The 14,933-nt window shown below is 71.3% G+C and carries 9 protein-coding genes; 4 read left to right on the forward strand and 5 right to left on the reverse strand.

Annotated features, from left to right (window positions below):
* Positions 1-22 precede the first annotated feature (22 nt).
* On the forward strand, positions 23-931 hold the full coding sequence (locus tag IF20_RS00660) for an EamA family transporter (protein WP_052862904.1): 909 nt from the start codon (positions 23-25) through the stop codon (positions 929-931).
* A 69-nt stretch (positions 932-1,000) separates the two neighbouring features.
* On the opposite strand, the gene sbnA is transcribed toward IF20_RS00660, so the two are convergent.
* The 5 genes from sbnA to IF20_RS00685 form a co-directional block, all read right to left on the reverse strand.
* Positions 1,001-1,987: a 2,3-diaminopropionate biosynthesis protein SbnA gene (sbnA, locus tag IF20_RS00665; RefSeq protein WP_052862905.1), complete on the reverse strand. Its 987-nt coding sequence runs from the start codon at positions 1,985-1,987 to the stop codon at positions 1,001-1,003.
* Between the two features lie 52 nt (positions 1,988-2,039).
* A complete protein-coding gene (sbnB, locus tag IF20_RS00670) occupies positions 2,040-3,110 on the reverse strand; it encodes a 2,3-diaminopropionate biosynthesis protein SbnB (RefSeq protein WP_052862906.1) in 1,071 nt (356 codons plus the stop codon).
* A complete protein-coding gene (locus IF20_RS00675; protein WP_052862907.1) occupies positions 3,107-4,108 on the reverse strand; it encodes a TauD/TfdA family dioxygenase in 1,002 nt (333 codons plus the stop codon). The genes sbnB and IF20_RS00675 overlap by 4 nt, the downstream gene beginning before the upstream one ends.
* Before the next feature lie 26 nt (positions 4,109-4,134).
* On the reverse strand, positions 4,135-7,386 hold the full coding sequence (locus tag IF20_RS00680; RefSeq protein WP_052862908.1) for a non-ribosomal peptide synthetase: 3,252 nt from the start codon (positions 7,384-7,386) through the stop codon (positions 4,135-4,137).
* A 231-nt stretch (positions 7,387-7,617) separates the two neighbouring features.
* Positions 7,618-10,041: a Pls/PosA family non-ribosomal peptide synthetase gene (locus IF20_RS00685; RefSeq protein WP_052862909.1), complete on the reverse strand. Its 2,424-nt coding sequence runs from the start codon at positions 10,039-10,041 to the stop codon at positions 7,618-7,620.
* Between the two features lie 483 nt (positions 10,042-10,524).
* Between IF20_RS00685 and IF20_RS38860 the strand changes: the two genes are divergently transcribed.
* The 3 genes from IF20_RS38860 (at position 10,525) to IF20_RS00695 (ending at position 14,898) form a co-directional block, all read left to right on the forward strand.
* Positions 10,525-10,701, forward strand: coding sequence for a hypothetical protein (locus IF20_RS38860; RefSeq protein ID WP_199896424.1), 177 nt, complete (start codon positions 10,525-10,527; stop codon positions 10,699-10,701).
* 1,139 nt (positions 10,702-11,840) lie between these two features.
* Complete coding sequence (locus IF20_RS00690; RefSeq protein ID WP_052862910.1) at positions 11,841-13,238, forward strand: tetratricopeptide repeat protein; 1,398 nt, start codon at positions 11,841-11,843, stop codon at positions 13,236-13,238.
* A gap of 763 nt (positions 13,239-14,001) precedes the next feature.
* On the forward strand, positions 14,002-14,898 hold the full coding sequence (locus IF20_RS00695) for a 2-dehydropantoate 2-reductase N-terminal domain-containing protein (protein WP_052862911.1): 897 nt from the start codon (positions 14,002-14,004) through the stop codon (positions 14,896-14,898).
* Positions 14,899-14,933: the final 35 nt, after the last annotated feature.

The following is a 14,933-nucleotide window of genomic DNA, read 5'->3' on the forward strand; positions in this document are numbered from 1 at the left end:
AGGGCGGCGCATCCTGCCGTGCATGACGCTCAGCCACAGTGGAGAGGACGTGTCCCGCGCCGCCGCCGGGAGCCCCGCAGCGCCGTCCCCGACCGGGCCTGACCGCCTGGTGGGAGCGGCGCTGATGACCGGCAGCGGACTGGCCAACCAGGTCGGCGCCGCGACCGCGGCGCTCGCCTTCCCCGTCATCGGCCCGGCCGGCGTGGTCGCCGTGCGGCAGTGGGTGGCCGGTGTCCTGCTGCTCGCGGTGGGCCGGCCGAAGCTGCGGGCCTTCACCTGGCGGCAGTGGTGGCCGGTGCTCTGCCTGGCGGTGGCCTTCGCCACCATGAACCTGTCCCTCTACACCGCGATCGACCGGATCGGGCTGGGGCTGGCGGTGACGCTGGAGTTCTGCGGCCCGCTGGCGGTGGCGCTGTCCGGGTCCCGCCGGCTGACCGACGGCCTGTGCGCCCTCGCCGCGGGGGCCGCGGTGGTCGCGCTGACCCGCCCCCGGCCGAGTACGGACTACGCCGGCATCGTGCTCGGCCTGCTCGCGGCCGCGTGCTGGGCCTCCTACATCCTGCTCAACCGGACGGTCGGCGCCCGGCTGCCGGGTACGGAGGGGTCGGCGGCGGCAGCGGGCGTGTCGGCCCTGCTGTACGTGCCGGTCGGCATCGCCGTGCTGGCGCACCGGCCGCCCGCGGCCGGTGCGGTGGCGTACGCGGCGGCGGCCGGGGTGCTGTCCTCGGCCGTGCCGATGCTGGCGGACCTGTTCTCGCTGCGCCGGGTGACGGCCCGGTTCTTCGGGATCTTCATGAGCGTCAATCCGGTGCTGGCCGCGCTGGTGGGCTGGGTCGTGCTCGGCCAGGCCCTGCACTGGATCGACTGGCTGACGATCGGCGCGATCGTGGCGGCGAACGGGGTCGGCGTGCTGACGTCCTCCCGGCCGTGAACGCGGTCACCGGCCCCCTCGCGGCAGCGGGGCCGGTGCACGCGGTGTCAGCGCCTCATGGCGCGGCCGTCAGGCCGAGCGGGTGCCGGCCGTCAGCTGGTCGGAGCTGAGGACGTCCTCACCGTAGAGGTCCTGCAGCCAGTTGGTCTGGTAGATGGTGTCGAGGTAGCGCTCACCGAGGTCAGGGGCGATGGCCACCGCGGTCAGGTCGCTGTCGTCGTGGCGCGCCAGCCATTCGGTCGCGCCGCTGACCACCGTGCCGGTGGAGCCGCCGAACAGGAAGCCGGCGCGGGCGAGGCGGTGGCAGGCGCGGACGGTGTCCGCCTCCTCCACCTGGACCACCTCGTCCACGTACGACTCGTCCAGCAGCGCCGGGCGGACACTGGTGCCCAGGCCCGGGATCATCCGCCGGCCGGGAGGGCCGCCGAAGGTGACCGAGCCGACGCTGTCGACGGCGACCACCCGCACCCTGCGGTGGTACTCCCAGAAGTAGCGCGCGCAGCCCATCAGGGTGCCGGTGGTGCCGGCCCCGACGAAGAGCACGTCCAGGTCGGGGAACTGGCGGGCGATGGCGGGCGCGGTGGTGCGGTAGTGCGCCTTCCAGTTGTCCGGGTTGGCGTGCTGGTTGAGCCACACGTACCGGTCGTCGGAGGCGCAGAGCTGGCGGACGTAGCCCAGCCGGGCACCCAGGTACCCGCTCTCGGGGTCCGGTTCGGTGACGATGTGCACCTCGCTGCCCAGCGCCTCCATCATGCGGCGGGTGGAGAGGTTGCACCGTGGATCGGTCACGCACAGGAACCGGTAGCCCTTGCTCGCCGCGATCATGCTCAATGCCACGCCCAGATTCCCGGACGAGGACTCGATGATGACCGACCCCGGCAGCAGGGTCCCCCTGCGCTCGGCTGCCGCGACCATCTCCGCCGCGGCCTTCAGCTTGATCGATCCGGCGAAGTTGAAACCCTCGCACTTCAGGAACAGTGGCTGTCCGAAGGTCGACCGCAGGTCGACGTAGAGCTCTTCCTCATTGAACTCCAGGGGAACGGATATGACTGGCACGATGACCCCCTCATTTGATGACCCCCCATGTGCGGCCGGCTGACCCGACCGCTCATCCGTACCGGCGCAGCTCGGCGAAGAAGCCGTCGATGACGTGCAGTTCTCCCGAGCGGGCCACTTCGTCGTAGACGTACTTGCCGACCGCCAGGTCCAGGACCCCCAGTCCGAACGGCGAGAAGACCAGCGGGCGGCCGGCCGGCGGCCGCGCCTTCCCCGACATCACCTCGGCCAGCGTTCCGTGCAGGAAGTCCCTGCTGCCGGAGAGCTGTTCGGCCAGGTGCGGTGAGGTGTCGGCCTTCAGGCAGTGCTCGACGTCGTCGACGATGTTGGCAGCGGCGAGCACGATCTGCGGCGCGAGGTCGCGCAGCGAGATGTGCAGCACCAGCGGATGGTGTGCGAACCACGACACGTCGCTCACGTGCGGCCGGCCGGCGACGGTGGCGAAGATGACCAGGTCGCTCAGGCGGATCAGCTGCTCGGCGCTGTCGTGGACGGTGATGTGGCCCTTGGTTCCGGACTGTTCCAGGTACGTGCGGAAGCCCGCCGCGCTGTCGGCGGACACGTCGTGCACGCCGATCTCCTCGAATTCCCAGCCGGTGGCGGCCAGGAAGGTGTGGATGTAGCGGGCGATCAGGCCCGTACCGAAGAACCCGACGCGTGTCGGGCGCGGCCGGCCGCGGCTGAGCCGGTCGGCGGCCAGCGCCGCCGAGGCGGCCGTACGGGTGGCGGAGATGATCGAGCTCTCCAGGCACGCGAACGGGTAGCCGGTGTCGTGGTCGTTCAGGATCAGGACCGCCGAGGCCCGCGGGATGCCGGCCGCCACGTTCTCGGGGAAGCTGGAGATCCACTTCAGGCCGTCCACCCGCGACGGGCCGCCCACCGAGGCCGGCAGCGCGATGATCCGGGAGGACGGGCGGTCCGGGAACCGCAGGAAGTACGAGGGCGGGTTGACCGTTTCGCCGGCGTCGTGCAGCCGGTAGGTGGCCTCCACCAGGTCGACGATCTGCCGCTCGCGTCCCTGCAGGGCGCGCTGGACCTGGGAACCGGAGATCACCGCGAACGGCGGCACGCCCGTCGGTTCCTGCCCTTCGGGCCGGGCGGCGGCGGAGTCGATGGTCGTCATCGGGCCGTCACCTCGACCGTCGGCGAGCAGTCGGCGAGCCGAACCCCGTCGGCCATCGCCACCAGCACCTCGCGCGGTCCTTCGAAGGGCTCCCTGCTGTGCGCGGTGCGGACGTTGTCCACCAGCAGCAGATCGCCGGCCTGCCACGGCTCCCGGGCGGTGTGCTTCTCGTAGACCTCGTTGAGCAGTTGCACGATGTCCTCTCCGATGGGATCGCCGCTGCCGAAGCGGGTGTTGAACGGCAGTCCGTCCTCGCCGTACTCATCCACCATGAATTCGTGCACGTCCGGATCCATCGTCCATTCGTTCAGGAAGGCGACCTGGTTGAACCAGCAGCGCCGGCCGGTGACCGGGTGGCGTACCACAGCGCTGCGACGCTGCCGGGTGCGCAGGCCGTTGTCCTTCTGCCACGCGAAGTCGATGGCGTTCGCGTAGCAGTACCGCTCGACCTCCTTGGGATTGTCGGTGCCGAACGCCTCGGCCCAGGAAGCGCCGATCTCGTCGTTGTAACTGCGGGTGAGCAGCCAGCCCTCCCGCTCGAACTTCGCGACCAGTTGGGCGGGCAGCGCGTCGAGCACCGCGGCCGCGTCCGCCACCGCGGTCGCCCCGCCCTCGGCCGGCGCCGTCAGGCAGGCGAACATCATCAGGCCGGGGAAGGTGAGGGTGTAACTGAGCTCGTGGTGCATGCACATCTGCTGGTTCGGCGGCCACTTGGTGGAGGAGTACACCCCGTCGGCGTACTTCCGCCGCGGCGCGAACGGCTCCTGCTCGCTCAGCAGGTCGTCGGCCAGCCGCCGGAAGACGGTTCCGGCCCCGGGTGCGTCCCCCAGGCCCAGTCCGCGGACGAGCAGCGAGCCGTGTTCGGCAACGGCGGCGCGCAGCGCGTCGCGGTGCTCGGCCACCCAGCTCGTCGCGTCGCCGTCGGGCTCGACCCGCAGCATCGGGGGCCTGCCGGGCTGCCGCTCCACATCGAGCAGGGACGCCGGGAATGACGACATTTCAGGGGTTCCTTTCGTTACGGTCCTCAAGAAGAAGCCAACAAAGCGGCGGCGGCCTGTACGGCTTCCGCCGCCCGTTCCGGGCGGGTGCGCAGGAAGTAGTGGCCCCCCTCGGTCAGTTCGTGCAGCTGGACGTCGTCGGCCAGCAGCTGCCATGCGGTGTGGCGGTCCCGGGCCTCGGCCGTGGCCGGGTCGTCGGCGGCCACGACGACGGTGACCGGCGCGGCCAGCTTCTCGGCGGGCGGTTCGGCCAACAGACCGGCGAAGTACCGGTGTGCGGCGACGCAGTCGTGGCGGTAGGCGGCGCCGACGTGTTCGGCACGCCGGTCGTCCAGCTCACCGAGTTCGGTGTAACCGCCCTCCGCGCTCAGCCGTGCGGCGATCTCCGCGTTGCCGAGGCCGGTCAGCTCGGTGACGGCGGCCTGCCGCGTGGCGGCGTCGCCGGGCAGTTGCGCGGCGAGGAAGAGTCGCTGCACGGTGACGCCCCGCCGCTCCAGCCGCCGGGCCGTCTCGGCGGCGAAGGCGGTGCCCGAGGAGTGGCCCCACAGCAGGACGTCGCTCAGGCCGCGCCGGACGATCTCCTCGACGGTCTGCTCGACCACCTCGTCCATCGGCGCGAACGCTTCGGTGGTCGCGGTCAGGTCGTGGCCGGGCAGCTCCACGGCGTACACCGCGCGTCCGGTGCCGCGCAGGGCGCGGGCCAGCGGCTGGAAGTTCACCGCGTTGCCGCCGGCGTACGGGAAGCAGACCAGCGCCCCGGCCGTGCTGCCGCCCGGTTCGGCGAGGGCGTGCAGCAGTCCGTCGCGGCGTACGGAGCGGCCGTCGACCACGTCGGCCAGGTCGGCCAGTACGGGGTGCCGGGTGACGTCCTTCAGGGAGACGGCGCGCTTGAGGGTGACCGCGAGCTTGACGGCCGAGAGGCTGGTGCCGCCCCGGTCGAAGAAGTGGTCGCGGCGGCCGATGCGGTCCTGCGGGATGCCCAGGACGGCCGACCAGGCGGCGGCCAGCCGCTGTTCGGTGGCGGTGCGCGGCGCGTGGTACTCCTCCTCGGCCGCGCCCGGCCGGCCGGCCAGCGCGGTGAGCGCCTTCCGGTCGATCTTGCTGTTGGCGGTCAGCGGAAGGGCCTCCAGCCAGTGGAAAGCGGCGGGCACCATGTAGCCGGGCAGCGACTCCCCCAGGCTCTGGCGCAGCGTCGTGACGTCCAGCTCGCGACCGGAGTAGAAGGCGACCAGGTGCTTGCTGCGGTCGGCCGCCTCGGCGACCACCACGGCGCCGTCGCGCACGCCGTCCGTGCGCAGCAGGGCGTTCTCGATCTCGCCGATCTCGATGCGGAAGCCGCGGATCTTGACCTGGGTGTCCCGGCGGCCGAGGAACTCCAGCTTGCCCTCGGCCTGCCAGCGGCCCCGGTCGCCGCTGCGGTAGAGCCGCTCGCCGGCGCGGTGCGGGTCGGGCAGGAACGCCTTGCGGGTGCGTTCCGGGTCGTTGATGTAGCCGCGGCCGACGCAGACGCCGGAGAAGACGATCTCGCCGGGGGCGCCGAGCGGCACGGGGGCGAGGTGGTCGTCGACGACGTAGACCCGCACGTTCTGCACGGCGGGGCCGAGGGGCACGCGGTCGCCCTCGGGCGCCTTGAGCATGACCTCGTGGTTGGTGTCGTCGGAGGTCTCGGTGAGGCCGTAGGCGTTGACCAGCTTGATCGCGGGCTGGGCCGTGAACCAGCGCTGGGCGAGCTCCTTCTTCAGCGCCTCGCCGGTGACCGACACGCACCGCAGGTCCGGCAGGTCGCGGGGCGCCGCTTCCAGGGCCGAGAGCACCACTTCGAGGTAGGACGGGACGACCTGGAGGACGCCCACCCGGCCCTCGACGACGGTGTCGACGAACCGCTGGACGTCCAGCACCGCGTCCTGTCCGATCAGCAGGGTCCGGCCGCCGACCAGCAGCGCGGAGACCAGCTGCCACAGCGAGATGTCGAAGCACTGCGGCGCGGTCTGGGCGACCACCTGGCCCTCTTCGATGCCCAGGTCGTGGATCTTGGCGTAGAGGTGGTTGAGCATGCCGGCGTGCTCGCACATCGCGCCCTTGGGCTCGCCGGTGGAGCCCGAGGTGAAGTAGATGTACGCGAGCTGGTCCGGCGTCACGGCGATGCCGAGGTCGTCCTCGGCGTGGCCCTCCTCGTACGCGGCGCCGATGAAGACCCGGCGGGCGCCGGGCACGGTGGCCAGTGCCTCGTCGAGGGTGCCGGTGCTGGCGGGCTCGGTCAGTACGAGTGTGCACTCGGCGCGGTTGAGGGTGGTGGCGATGCGGTCCGCGGGGAAGTGCGGTTCGATGGGCAGGTAGACGCCGCCGGCCTTGAAGACCGCGAGAACGGCGGCCATCCAGTCCAGGTTGCGTTCGGTGACCACCGCGACGGCGTCCTCGCGGCGCAGCCCGCGGGCCAGCAGGGCGCGGCCCAACTGGTTGGCGTGGGCGTTGAGTTCGCGGTACGTCCACCGCCGGGTGCCCTGTACGGCGGCGACGGCGTCCGGGTGGGCGCGCACGCGCTGCTCGAACAGTTCGTGGAAGCGGGCGTCGGGCAGCTCGCGGTGCGGCCCGGCGAGCCCTTCGAGCTGGAAGCGGAGCTCGTCGGCGGACAGCAGGCTCTGCCGTTCGTGCTCGGCGTCGGGCCCGGCGGCCAGCAGCGCCAGCGCGCGGCGGTGGTAGCCGGCGATCCGGGCCGCGCACCCGGCGTCCAGCACCTCGGTGCGGTACCGCAGCCGCAGTACCAGTTCCTCGCCGCGGGCCTCCGCGCCCAGCCGCAGCACGGTGCTCCCGGTCGGCTCACCGTCCCCGCCGGTCGGGTCCCACACGGTCTCGTACTCCGGCCCCGCCACGTCCAGTTCGCGCCGGAGCTCCTCCACCGGGAACTCACGGTGCGTCAGGACGGCGGCGGCCGCGCGGTCGGCATCGTATACCGCGGCGCGCCAGGTGACGCCGTCGGTCGTCAGCGGGCAGGGCAGTGGGCGGCCGCCCCGTTCGGTGACCAGACCGGTCACCACGTCCCGTTCGCCCGCCAGTGCCGCGAGGGCCTTGGCGTGCGCGGTCAGCAACAGGGAGTCGAACGGCACCGCCAGCTCCGCCGCCAGCCGGCGCAACGCCGTCACCACCTCAGCCGGAACGCTCGCCACGTGCTCGGCGACGCCCGGTACCGGTCGCCGGGTCCACCGCGGGAGTGCGGTGACGCCGCCTCCCACGAGCACCCCCCGCCAGAAGTCCCGACCGGTCTCTGCTGGCATTGCCATGGATTTCTCCCCCTCCGTGCACCGTTGCCCCGGTGCTGCGCGCCCCTGTCCGGCGCGGCGCGGTAGTAGTTCTGGATGTGGTGGCCGATGCTCCGGCCGGCCGCGGTGACCGGGCCGTGTCAGGTGCCGGCAGCGGCGGCCCTGCCGCCCTCTCCGCGTTCAAGGGCCGCTTCCCGGTCCCGTTCGGTGTGCTGCGTCGCGGTTCGTCCGGCATGCTCGGTGGCCTCTGCGTCACGCGCTCCGCTGTGGTACGGCGCGTGCCTCCGTGGCCGGGTTGCCGACCCACCGGGCCCGCTGCGGGACCTCCTCCCCCTTCATGAGGAAGGAGTCGGGTGCGATCACCGCGCCGTCGCCCACGGTCACGCCGTAGTGGACCATGGCTCCGATGCCCAGCGTGGCGCCGGCGCCGATGCTGCTGCGGTCGGATTTGAAGGTGCCGTCCTCCTGCGAGTGGCACTGGATCTTGCTGCCTATGTTGAGCGTGGCGTCGTCGCCGATCGTGGTGAGCGTCCGTTCCGTGAGGTAGCAGCCGTCGTCGAAGACGCGCCGGCCGATCCGGACGCCCATCAGGCGCCACAGCAGGTTCTTGAACGGCGTGCCGTTGAACACCATGAAGTGGGTGTCGGGCACCTTCCACAGCCGCTCGTGCCACCAGAAGTACTGCTCGTAGATGGAGCACAGCTGCGGCCGCAGCGGGCGGAACCGCAGGATGACCCGTTCCACCAGGGCGAAGTAGACGGCGGTGAAGGCGATGCTCAGCGCCATGTAGGCGGCGACGAGCAACTGCTCGGCCACGCCGTACAGTTCGATCGCCGTGAGCGCCAGCACGGTGAGCACGAAGACGTGCACCCACCGCAGGAGCAGGAAGAGGCCCATCGTCGCGATGTTGCTGCGGTTCTTCGCGGCCAGGCGCCGGCGGAACTCCTCCCCGGTGCGCAGGTGGTCGAAGCGGGTGTCGCGCTCCACCGTGCGGGGGATCTCGAAGCTCGGCGAGCCGAGCAGGCCCACGTTCTCGCGGATCTTGCCGTCGAGCGGGATCATCACCTTGGTCGCGAGGAGGCAGTTCTCCCCGGTCCGGCCGCCTGCCGGGTAGGCGATGAAGTTGCCGAGGAAGCTGTGGGCGCCGATTTCCGCTCGGGAGACCCGGAAGGAGGTGCTGGAGAAGTCGGCGTTGAGGACCGACAGCCCGTCGGCGACCATCGTGCCGCTGCCGACCTTGCTCAGGAACGGCGTCTCGTGTGCCACGCCCGTACCGAAGTTGGACCCGGTCTGTTCGACCTTGGACAGGTCGTACCCGAGGCAGCGCAGGTAGTGGACGATGTAGGAGCTGTCGCCGAAGAGCCACTTGAAGAACTTGATGTTGGTCATCCGCGCGATCGCCCGGTGCACGGAGTAGTGGAAGCCGTACAGCGGATAGACCCGGTCCGGCCGGATCAGCAGGTTCAGCAGGCGCGGGACGGTGAACAGCCAGACCATGCCCAGCAGGGTGAAGCCGAAGAACACCACGACGGAGACGAGCAGCGCGTCGGTGTAGAGCTCCGCCGAGGTGAGCCCTTCGATGCCGGGGCCGAGCCACCTGCCCAGTGCGGGCACCTCGGTCAGCAGCATGTACGCGGCGCCGACGGTCAGCGGCAGGTAGACCAGGCACACCTGCACCAGGGTGAGGAAGCCGTACCCGAAGCGGCGCAGTGTGCCGCAGGCGGTCGGCGCCACACGTACGTAGTCCAGCTCGGTCCGTTGCGCGGGCGACCCGTGCCACCGCTGTCCGGCGGGCACCGCCTCGCCGCTCTGCAGCGCGGAGGCGTGCCCGAGCTGGGCGCCGTCCCCCATCGACGTCTTGATGTCCAGCACGGTGCGTTCGCCGATGAAGACGTCCCGGCCGAGGGTGACGGGGCCGGTCTGGATCCGCCCGGCGTGCGCCCGGTAGCAGAGGAAGTACGCCTCCTTGCGGATGACCGTGCCGGCCCCGATCGTCAGCAGGTCGGTGCAGACGGGCACGGAGGGCGAGAGGATCGTGACGTTCTTCCCGATGCGCGCACCGAGCGCCCGCAGGTACAGCACGTACAGCGGGTTGCCGACGAAGAGCCGCATCGGGTTGGCGTGGATCAGCGCCTTGACCGTCCAGAAGCGCAGGTAGGCCAGGCTCCACACCGGGAATTCCGTGGTGCGCCACCGGCCGACGAGAAGCCATTTCGCCACCACCGGGAAGAGGCACAGTCCAACGAATCCGGCGCTGCCGAACAGGGCCGACCGCAGGTAGACGTCGGCGAGTCCGGAGCCGGCGGAGACCCAGGTGTAGCCGCGGATCATGACCAGGCCGGCCACGTAGGAGTAACCGAGGAAGATCAGCAGTTGCAGCGTGCCGCACAGTACGTACCGCGGCGTGCTGCCGACGGGCGCGGGCTCCTCGACGACGGCCTGCACCTGCGGTCCGGCCGCTGCGGACGGAGTGGCCGGCAGCGCGGCCGCCAGGCCGCGGACGGTGGGGTGGCGGTAGACATCCTTCATGGAGACCGAGGGAAGGTCGTCGCGCTTCCTGACCCGCGCACAGAACTGCGCCATGAGCAGGGAATTGGCACCGAGGTCGTCGAAGAAATGACCGTCGACCGGCACCCGGTCGGCTTTCAGCACACCGGCCAGCACCTCGGCGAACATGCGCTCGGTGCTGCTCGTCGGTACGGTGCCCCCATTGTTAATAGTTGAAGATTCAACCAGATCCGCTGTCGAAACCTCGACAGGTTTTCCCACCACGTGAGCTCCTTGTAAGTCAATGTCGATAGCTGTGCGCGAATTCAACGCATGCGTTCCGCGCGGTGGGGGGACTGGTGCGACGCCCGCTGCGGCCGCCACCCGGGGCAGGGCAAGGCAGCACTGCGAGGCACGAGAAGAAGGGGCTCACGACAGCCACGCGCTGCACGGCCCACCGCGAAGGCGGGCGCGGTACGCGGCCCGGTGCGCTCGTGGTGATCGCTTTCGCCGTCGTCCTCGGCGTGGCCCGGGCTCTCTGTGGGGTGACCCGGTTCCTCGGTGCGGTGGTTCAGGGCCGGAACGGCGTCCGGACCCTGCGGCGCCTCCGGGTCGGCCACCCGGCCGGTGAGTCCGGCCCTGAGCGCTGCCCGGTCGAGATATCCGCACGCCGTGAAGGAGCTGCTGCGGGCCGAAGCGGGCCCGCGGGCACACCGGCCCGCCGCACCCGCACGCCCGGCAGGCGTGGCGGCACAGGACCGGCGGTACCGGAAACGGTTCGGCGGCGCGATCGCCGTGCACGCCCCCGCGGCGCGCACGGCCGGAGCCGGCCGCTCCGACGATGTGTGATGGAGAGACACCCCCCGTTCCTTGCCTGCGCCCGGGCCCCCCGCCCTTGGCGCTTCCCCCCTACCGACCAGCTTGTCGTAACCCTGCATCGACGTCATGAGCACGGCTCCCCCTCGAGACGCGCATAGGTGGTGACAGCAGGTTAGGCACGCCTCGACTCGGGGAACCATCCGGTGGCCGAACTCGGCGAGAAGCGGTTCACCCACAGGTGTTCGTGCAGGTAGCACAAGGAAACAACGGAACCGCACGACCTCACACGCCACGGCCCGGCGGGGGCGGAGAGACACTCCTGAAGCGCACTCCCGCGTGCGCCGCTCGGTGTCAACCCCGGAGTGCGCCCCACCGCCCGCCCTCAAAAGTGCCGCGAGGGACGGTGCGCATGTCCCGGTGCTGGATCCTTCAAAGTGCGACCTTCGGACGGTGTGTGATTTAGCCGACTCCCCGCCCGAGGGAACCGAGCCGACCGAGCGGGACTCGGTCCGCACGACGAGGTGGACCCGGCCGCGGTGTGCGGTTCCGGCCGTCTTCCGCGCCGGCGCCGGCCCTCGGCCCGCCGCCACATTCCGTGGCCATTGCAGGCGTTCCTCGTCGTGGAGGAGGGGTTGCCCCCGCGGAAGGTTGTACCGCCGGACGCACTCGGCCGGAACCGTCCGCACGACGGTCGGACGGTGCCCCCTTCCCGCCGATTCCGGTGCGCACCGGAGACGGAGTCCAGCCCGTGACCGCACCGCGTACGGCATGGGATGCGCTGCTCGCGGCAGGTACCGGACGCCATCGTGACCGTGTTGCGGTGTGGCGTGTTCGCCCCTCCTACGGCAGCACCAACCGGCCGTACCGTGCGGAACCGGGGCTACCTGGGACCGCGCATTCCGGCCCCGGTCCCGCTGGCCGGATCGGCTGGCGGCGGGGGCGGGCCGCGGGCCGCGGCCGGCGAGCCGCGCCCCGCGGTACGACCTCCGGTGGGACCCGACGGCAGCACCGTGGGAGCGCTACAGCGATGACTGGAACGTGTCCCACCGGGGCATGCATCGTTGGCCTGGTACGGGTGGTGGCCATCCGGGGACCGGATTCCGCTCCCGGTGGCCGCCGGTCGTCCACCATCGCTGAGGGCAGGCGGACCGGCTACACAGGAGGGGCCTATGACAGCGGACCGGCACGGGTACCGGATGAGCCACACCGGCGCCGATGCCCTCGTCCACTACGAACAGGCCCTGGATGACCTGCTGTTCTTCCGTCCGGACGTGGCCGACTCGACCCGCGCCGCGCTCGACGCGGCACCGCGGTCGGTGATGGCCCAGGTGCTGGCCGCCTACCTCGGCGTGCTGGGCACCGAGGAGAAGGACGCGGTGGCGGCGCGCGACGCCTTCCTCCGCTTCCGCTCCGGACTGGACGAGGAGGTCCTCACCGCCCGCGAGCGGATGCACCTCGCCGCCGCCGACGCCTGGCTCGGCGGGGAGATGCACCGCGCCGGACGGCTGCTCGGCGACCTCACCGTCGCCCATCCCCGCGATGTGCTGGCGCTGTTCGCCGGGCATCAGCACGACTTCCTCACCGGGGACGCCCAGCGCCTGCGCGACCGTATCGGCGGTGCGCTGGGCGCCTGGCAGCCGGACGACCCGCACCGCGGGCCGCTGCTGGGCATGTACGCCTTCGGCCTGGAGGAGTCGGGGCACTACGAGCGCGCGGAGGAGACGGGGCTCGAAGCGCTCGCCCACCACCCGCGGGACGTGTGGGCGATCCACGGCGTGGTGCACACGTACGAGATGCGCGGCCGCTTCACCGACGGCATGCGCTTCCTCGACGCCCGTACCGACGACTGGTCGGACGGCACCCTGCTCACGGTGCACAACTGGTGGCACTACGCGCTGTACGCGATGGAACTGGGCGACGCGGACCGCGTGCTGGAGATCTACAACGCGGCGCTGCACCACGAGGAGTCGGCGGGCGTCGCGATGCAACTGCTGGACGCCGCGGCGTTGTTGTGGCGGCTGTACCTCGCGGGCGCGGACCAGGGCGTGCGGTGGGCGCGGCTCGCCGACGCCTGGGAGCGCCGCGACGACGGCGCGCACTACGCCTTCAACGACGCGCACGCGGTGATGGCGTACGTGGGCGCGGGCCGCATCGGACCGGCCGAGCGGCTGGTGGCGGACCGGGAGCGGTGGCTGGCGGGGGCGGCGCCGGCGGTGACCAACCGCGCGATGACCGCCGACATCGGACTGCCGGTGTGCCGGGCGCTGATCGCCTACGGCCGGCAGGAGTACGGCCGCGCCACCGACCTGCTGCTGCCGGTCCGGCACCGGCTGCACGAATTCGGCGGCAGCCACGCCCAGCGGGACGCCGTGCAGCGCACCCTCGTCGAGGCGGCGCTGCGGGCGAAGCGGACGGACCTGGCGCGCACGCTGCTGAGCGAGCGCATTCAACTGCGCCCGGTCTGCCCGTACAACTGGTCGGCGCAGGCCCGGCTGGAGGAGCAGCTCGGTGCTCCGGCGCGGGCCGCCGCGGCACGCCAAAAGGCCGCGGCACAGGCGGCGTGGTGAACGACGAACGACGGCGAGGGTTCCGGCCAGCGGCGAGGACCGGTCGGTAGCCCTCCGGCACCGCGCGGCACGGCCCCTGATCCAGGTCAGCGCGGCGGAGCCGACCTCCGCCGCGCGCTGCCGAGGAGTCGGCAGGGACGGACGTGACAAGGGATTCCGCCCGGTACGCCGAAATACCCGATTCCACGCGTCTCATTACGGATCCCGGCGCGCGCGCCGGCGCTTGCCTATTCAGGACAACCTGGTGAATTCGCTGACCAGGACCCGCGGGCGGCGAAAACGCTTGTCATGCCTTGGCGCCGGGCCCGGCGCCGTGGTGTGCGCCCGGCTCACGCACCGGAGTTCCGGCCTGCCGGTTTTCCGCTCCGCGCAGTGCTTTTCCGCAGGACAATGACGCTCTCCACCCCGGAGTGGAACCGGGCATGCGGAATTCAGGGCTCACGGCAATTTCCTGCCCTCTCAGTAAGTCGGCTTCTGTACTGTCCGTCCCGATGAGTGCAGAGTGCGACAGGGCACTCAGACCGTCACGCAGTCGTACCAGGGCCGTTTCCGGCGGAGGATGCATACATGCTGATCAGGCAGGGGGGCCTGACACACCCGGCAGCACCGCCCCGTACGGGCGCACCGGAATGCGCGGGCCCGTCCCGGGCGACATCGCTCCGACGACCGTGACCGCGGACCGGTTCCCTCCGGCCCGCAATCTTTCCGTTAGCAGTTTTGGCGTCGCGCTCAGCACGCACATCCACCAGGAGGGGACAGCACCATGGCACGTATTTTCATCGTGGGTTCCGGTGTCGTCGGCACAGCCACCGGTAAGGGCTTTTTACACGCCGGGCACGAGGTGACCTTCATCGACATCTCGCCCCAGCGGATCGAATACCTGCGGTCGCAGGACCTGGATGCGCGCGACGTGCTCGACCTTCGCAATGAACCGGACGGTTTCATTTTCCTCACGCTGCCCACGCCCAACGTCGGGCACCGCTACGACCTGTCCGCTTTCGAGGACGGTACCGCGTCGGTGGGCGCGGCCCTGGCCGACGCCACCGGCGACCACACCGTGGTCGTGCGGTCCACCGTGCCGCCGGGCACCACCGAGGGTCTCGTCCAGACGCTGCTGGAGAAGCACTCGGGGAAGAACGTCGGTGACGGCTTCGCGCTCGCCGGCAACCCCGAGTTCCTGCGCGCCGCCACCGCGCTGGAGGACTTCCGGCACCCGTGGATGACCGTGATCGCCTCCCGCAGCCAGCGCACGGTGGAGCGGCTGACCGAGCTGCTGGCGCCGTTCGGCGGGGAGCTGCGTACCTTCTCCAACCCGGCGGCGGCCGAGCTGGTGAAGTGCGCACACAACATCTACAACGCCACGAAGATCAGCTTCTGGAACGAGATGTGGCTGGTCAGCCAGACCCTCGGCCTGGACCTGGACCCGATCGCGCAGACCGTCGCGCGCTCCGCCGAGGGTTCCTACAACCCGCTGTACGGCATCCGCGGCGGTGCGCCGTACGGCGGTGTGTGCCTGCCCAAGGACACCCAGGGTTTCCTGGGGCTCGCCGCTTCGCTGGGCCTGGACATGCCGCTGCTCAAGGCCGTCGTGCAGGTCAACGACACGCTGATCGAGCGGGCTGACCGCGAAGCGGACGAGCTGGCCGCCGAACTCGCCTGACCCGCTCGGACACCCCCCTCAGAAGCCCCACTCCC

This window comes from Streptomyces niger (assembly GCF_000718305.1).
GTDB classification, from domain to species: Bacteria; Actinomycetota; Actinomycetes; order Streptomycetales; family Streptomycetaceae; genus Streptomyces; species Streptomyces niger.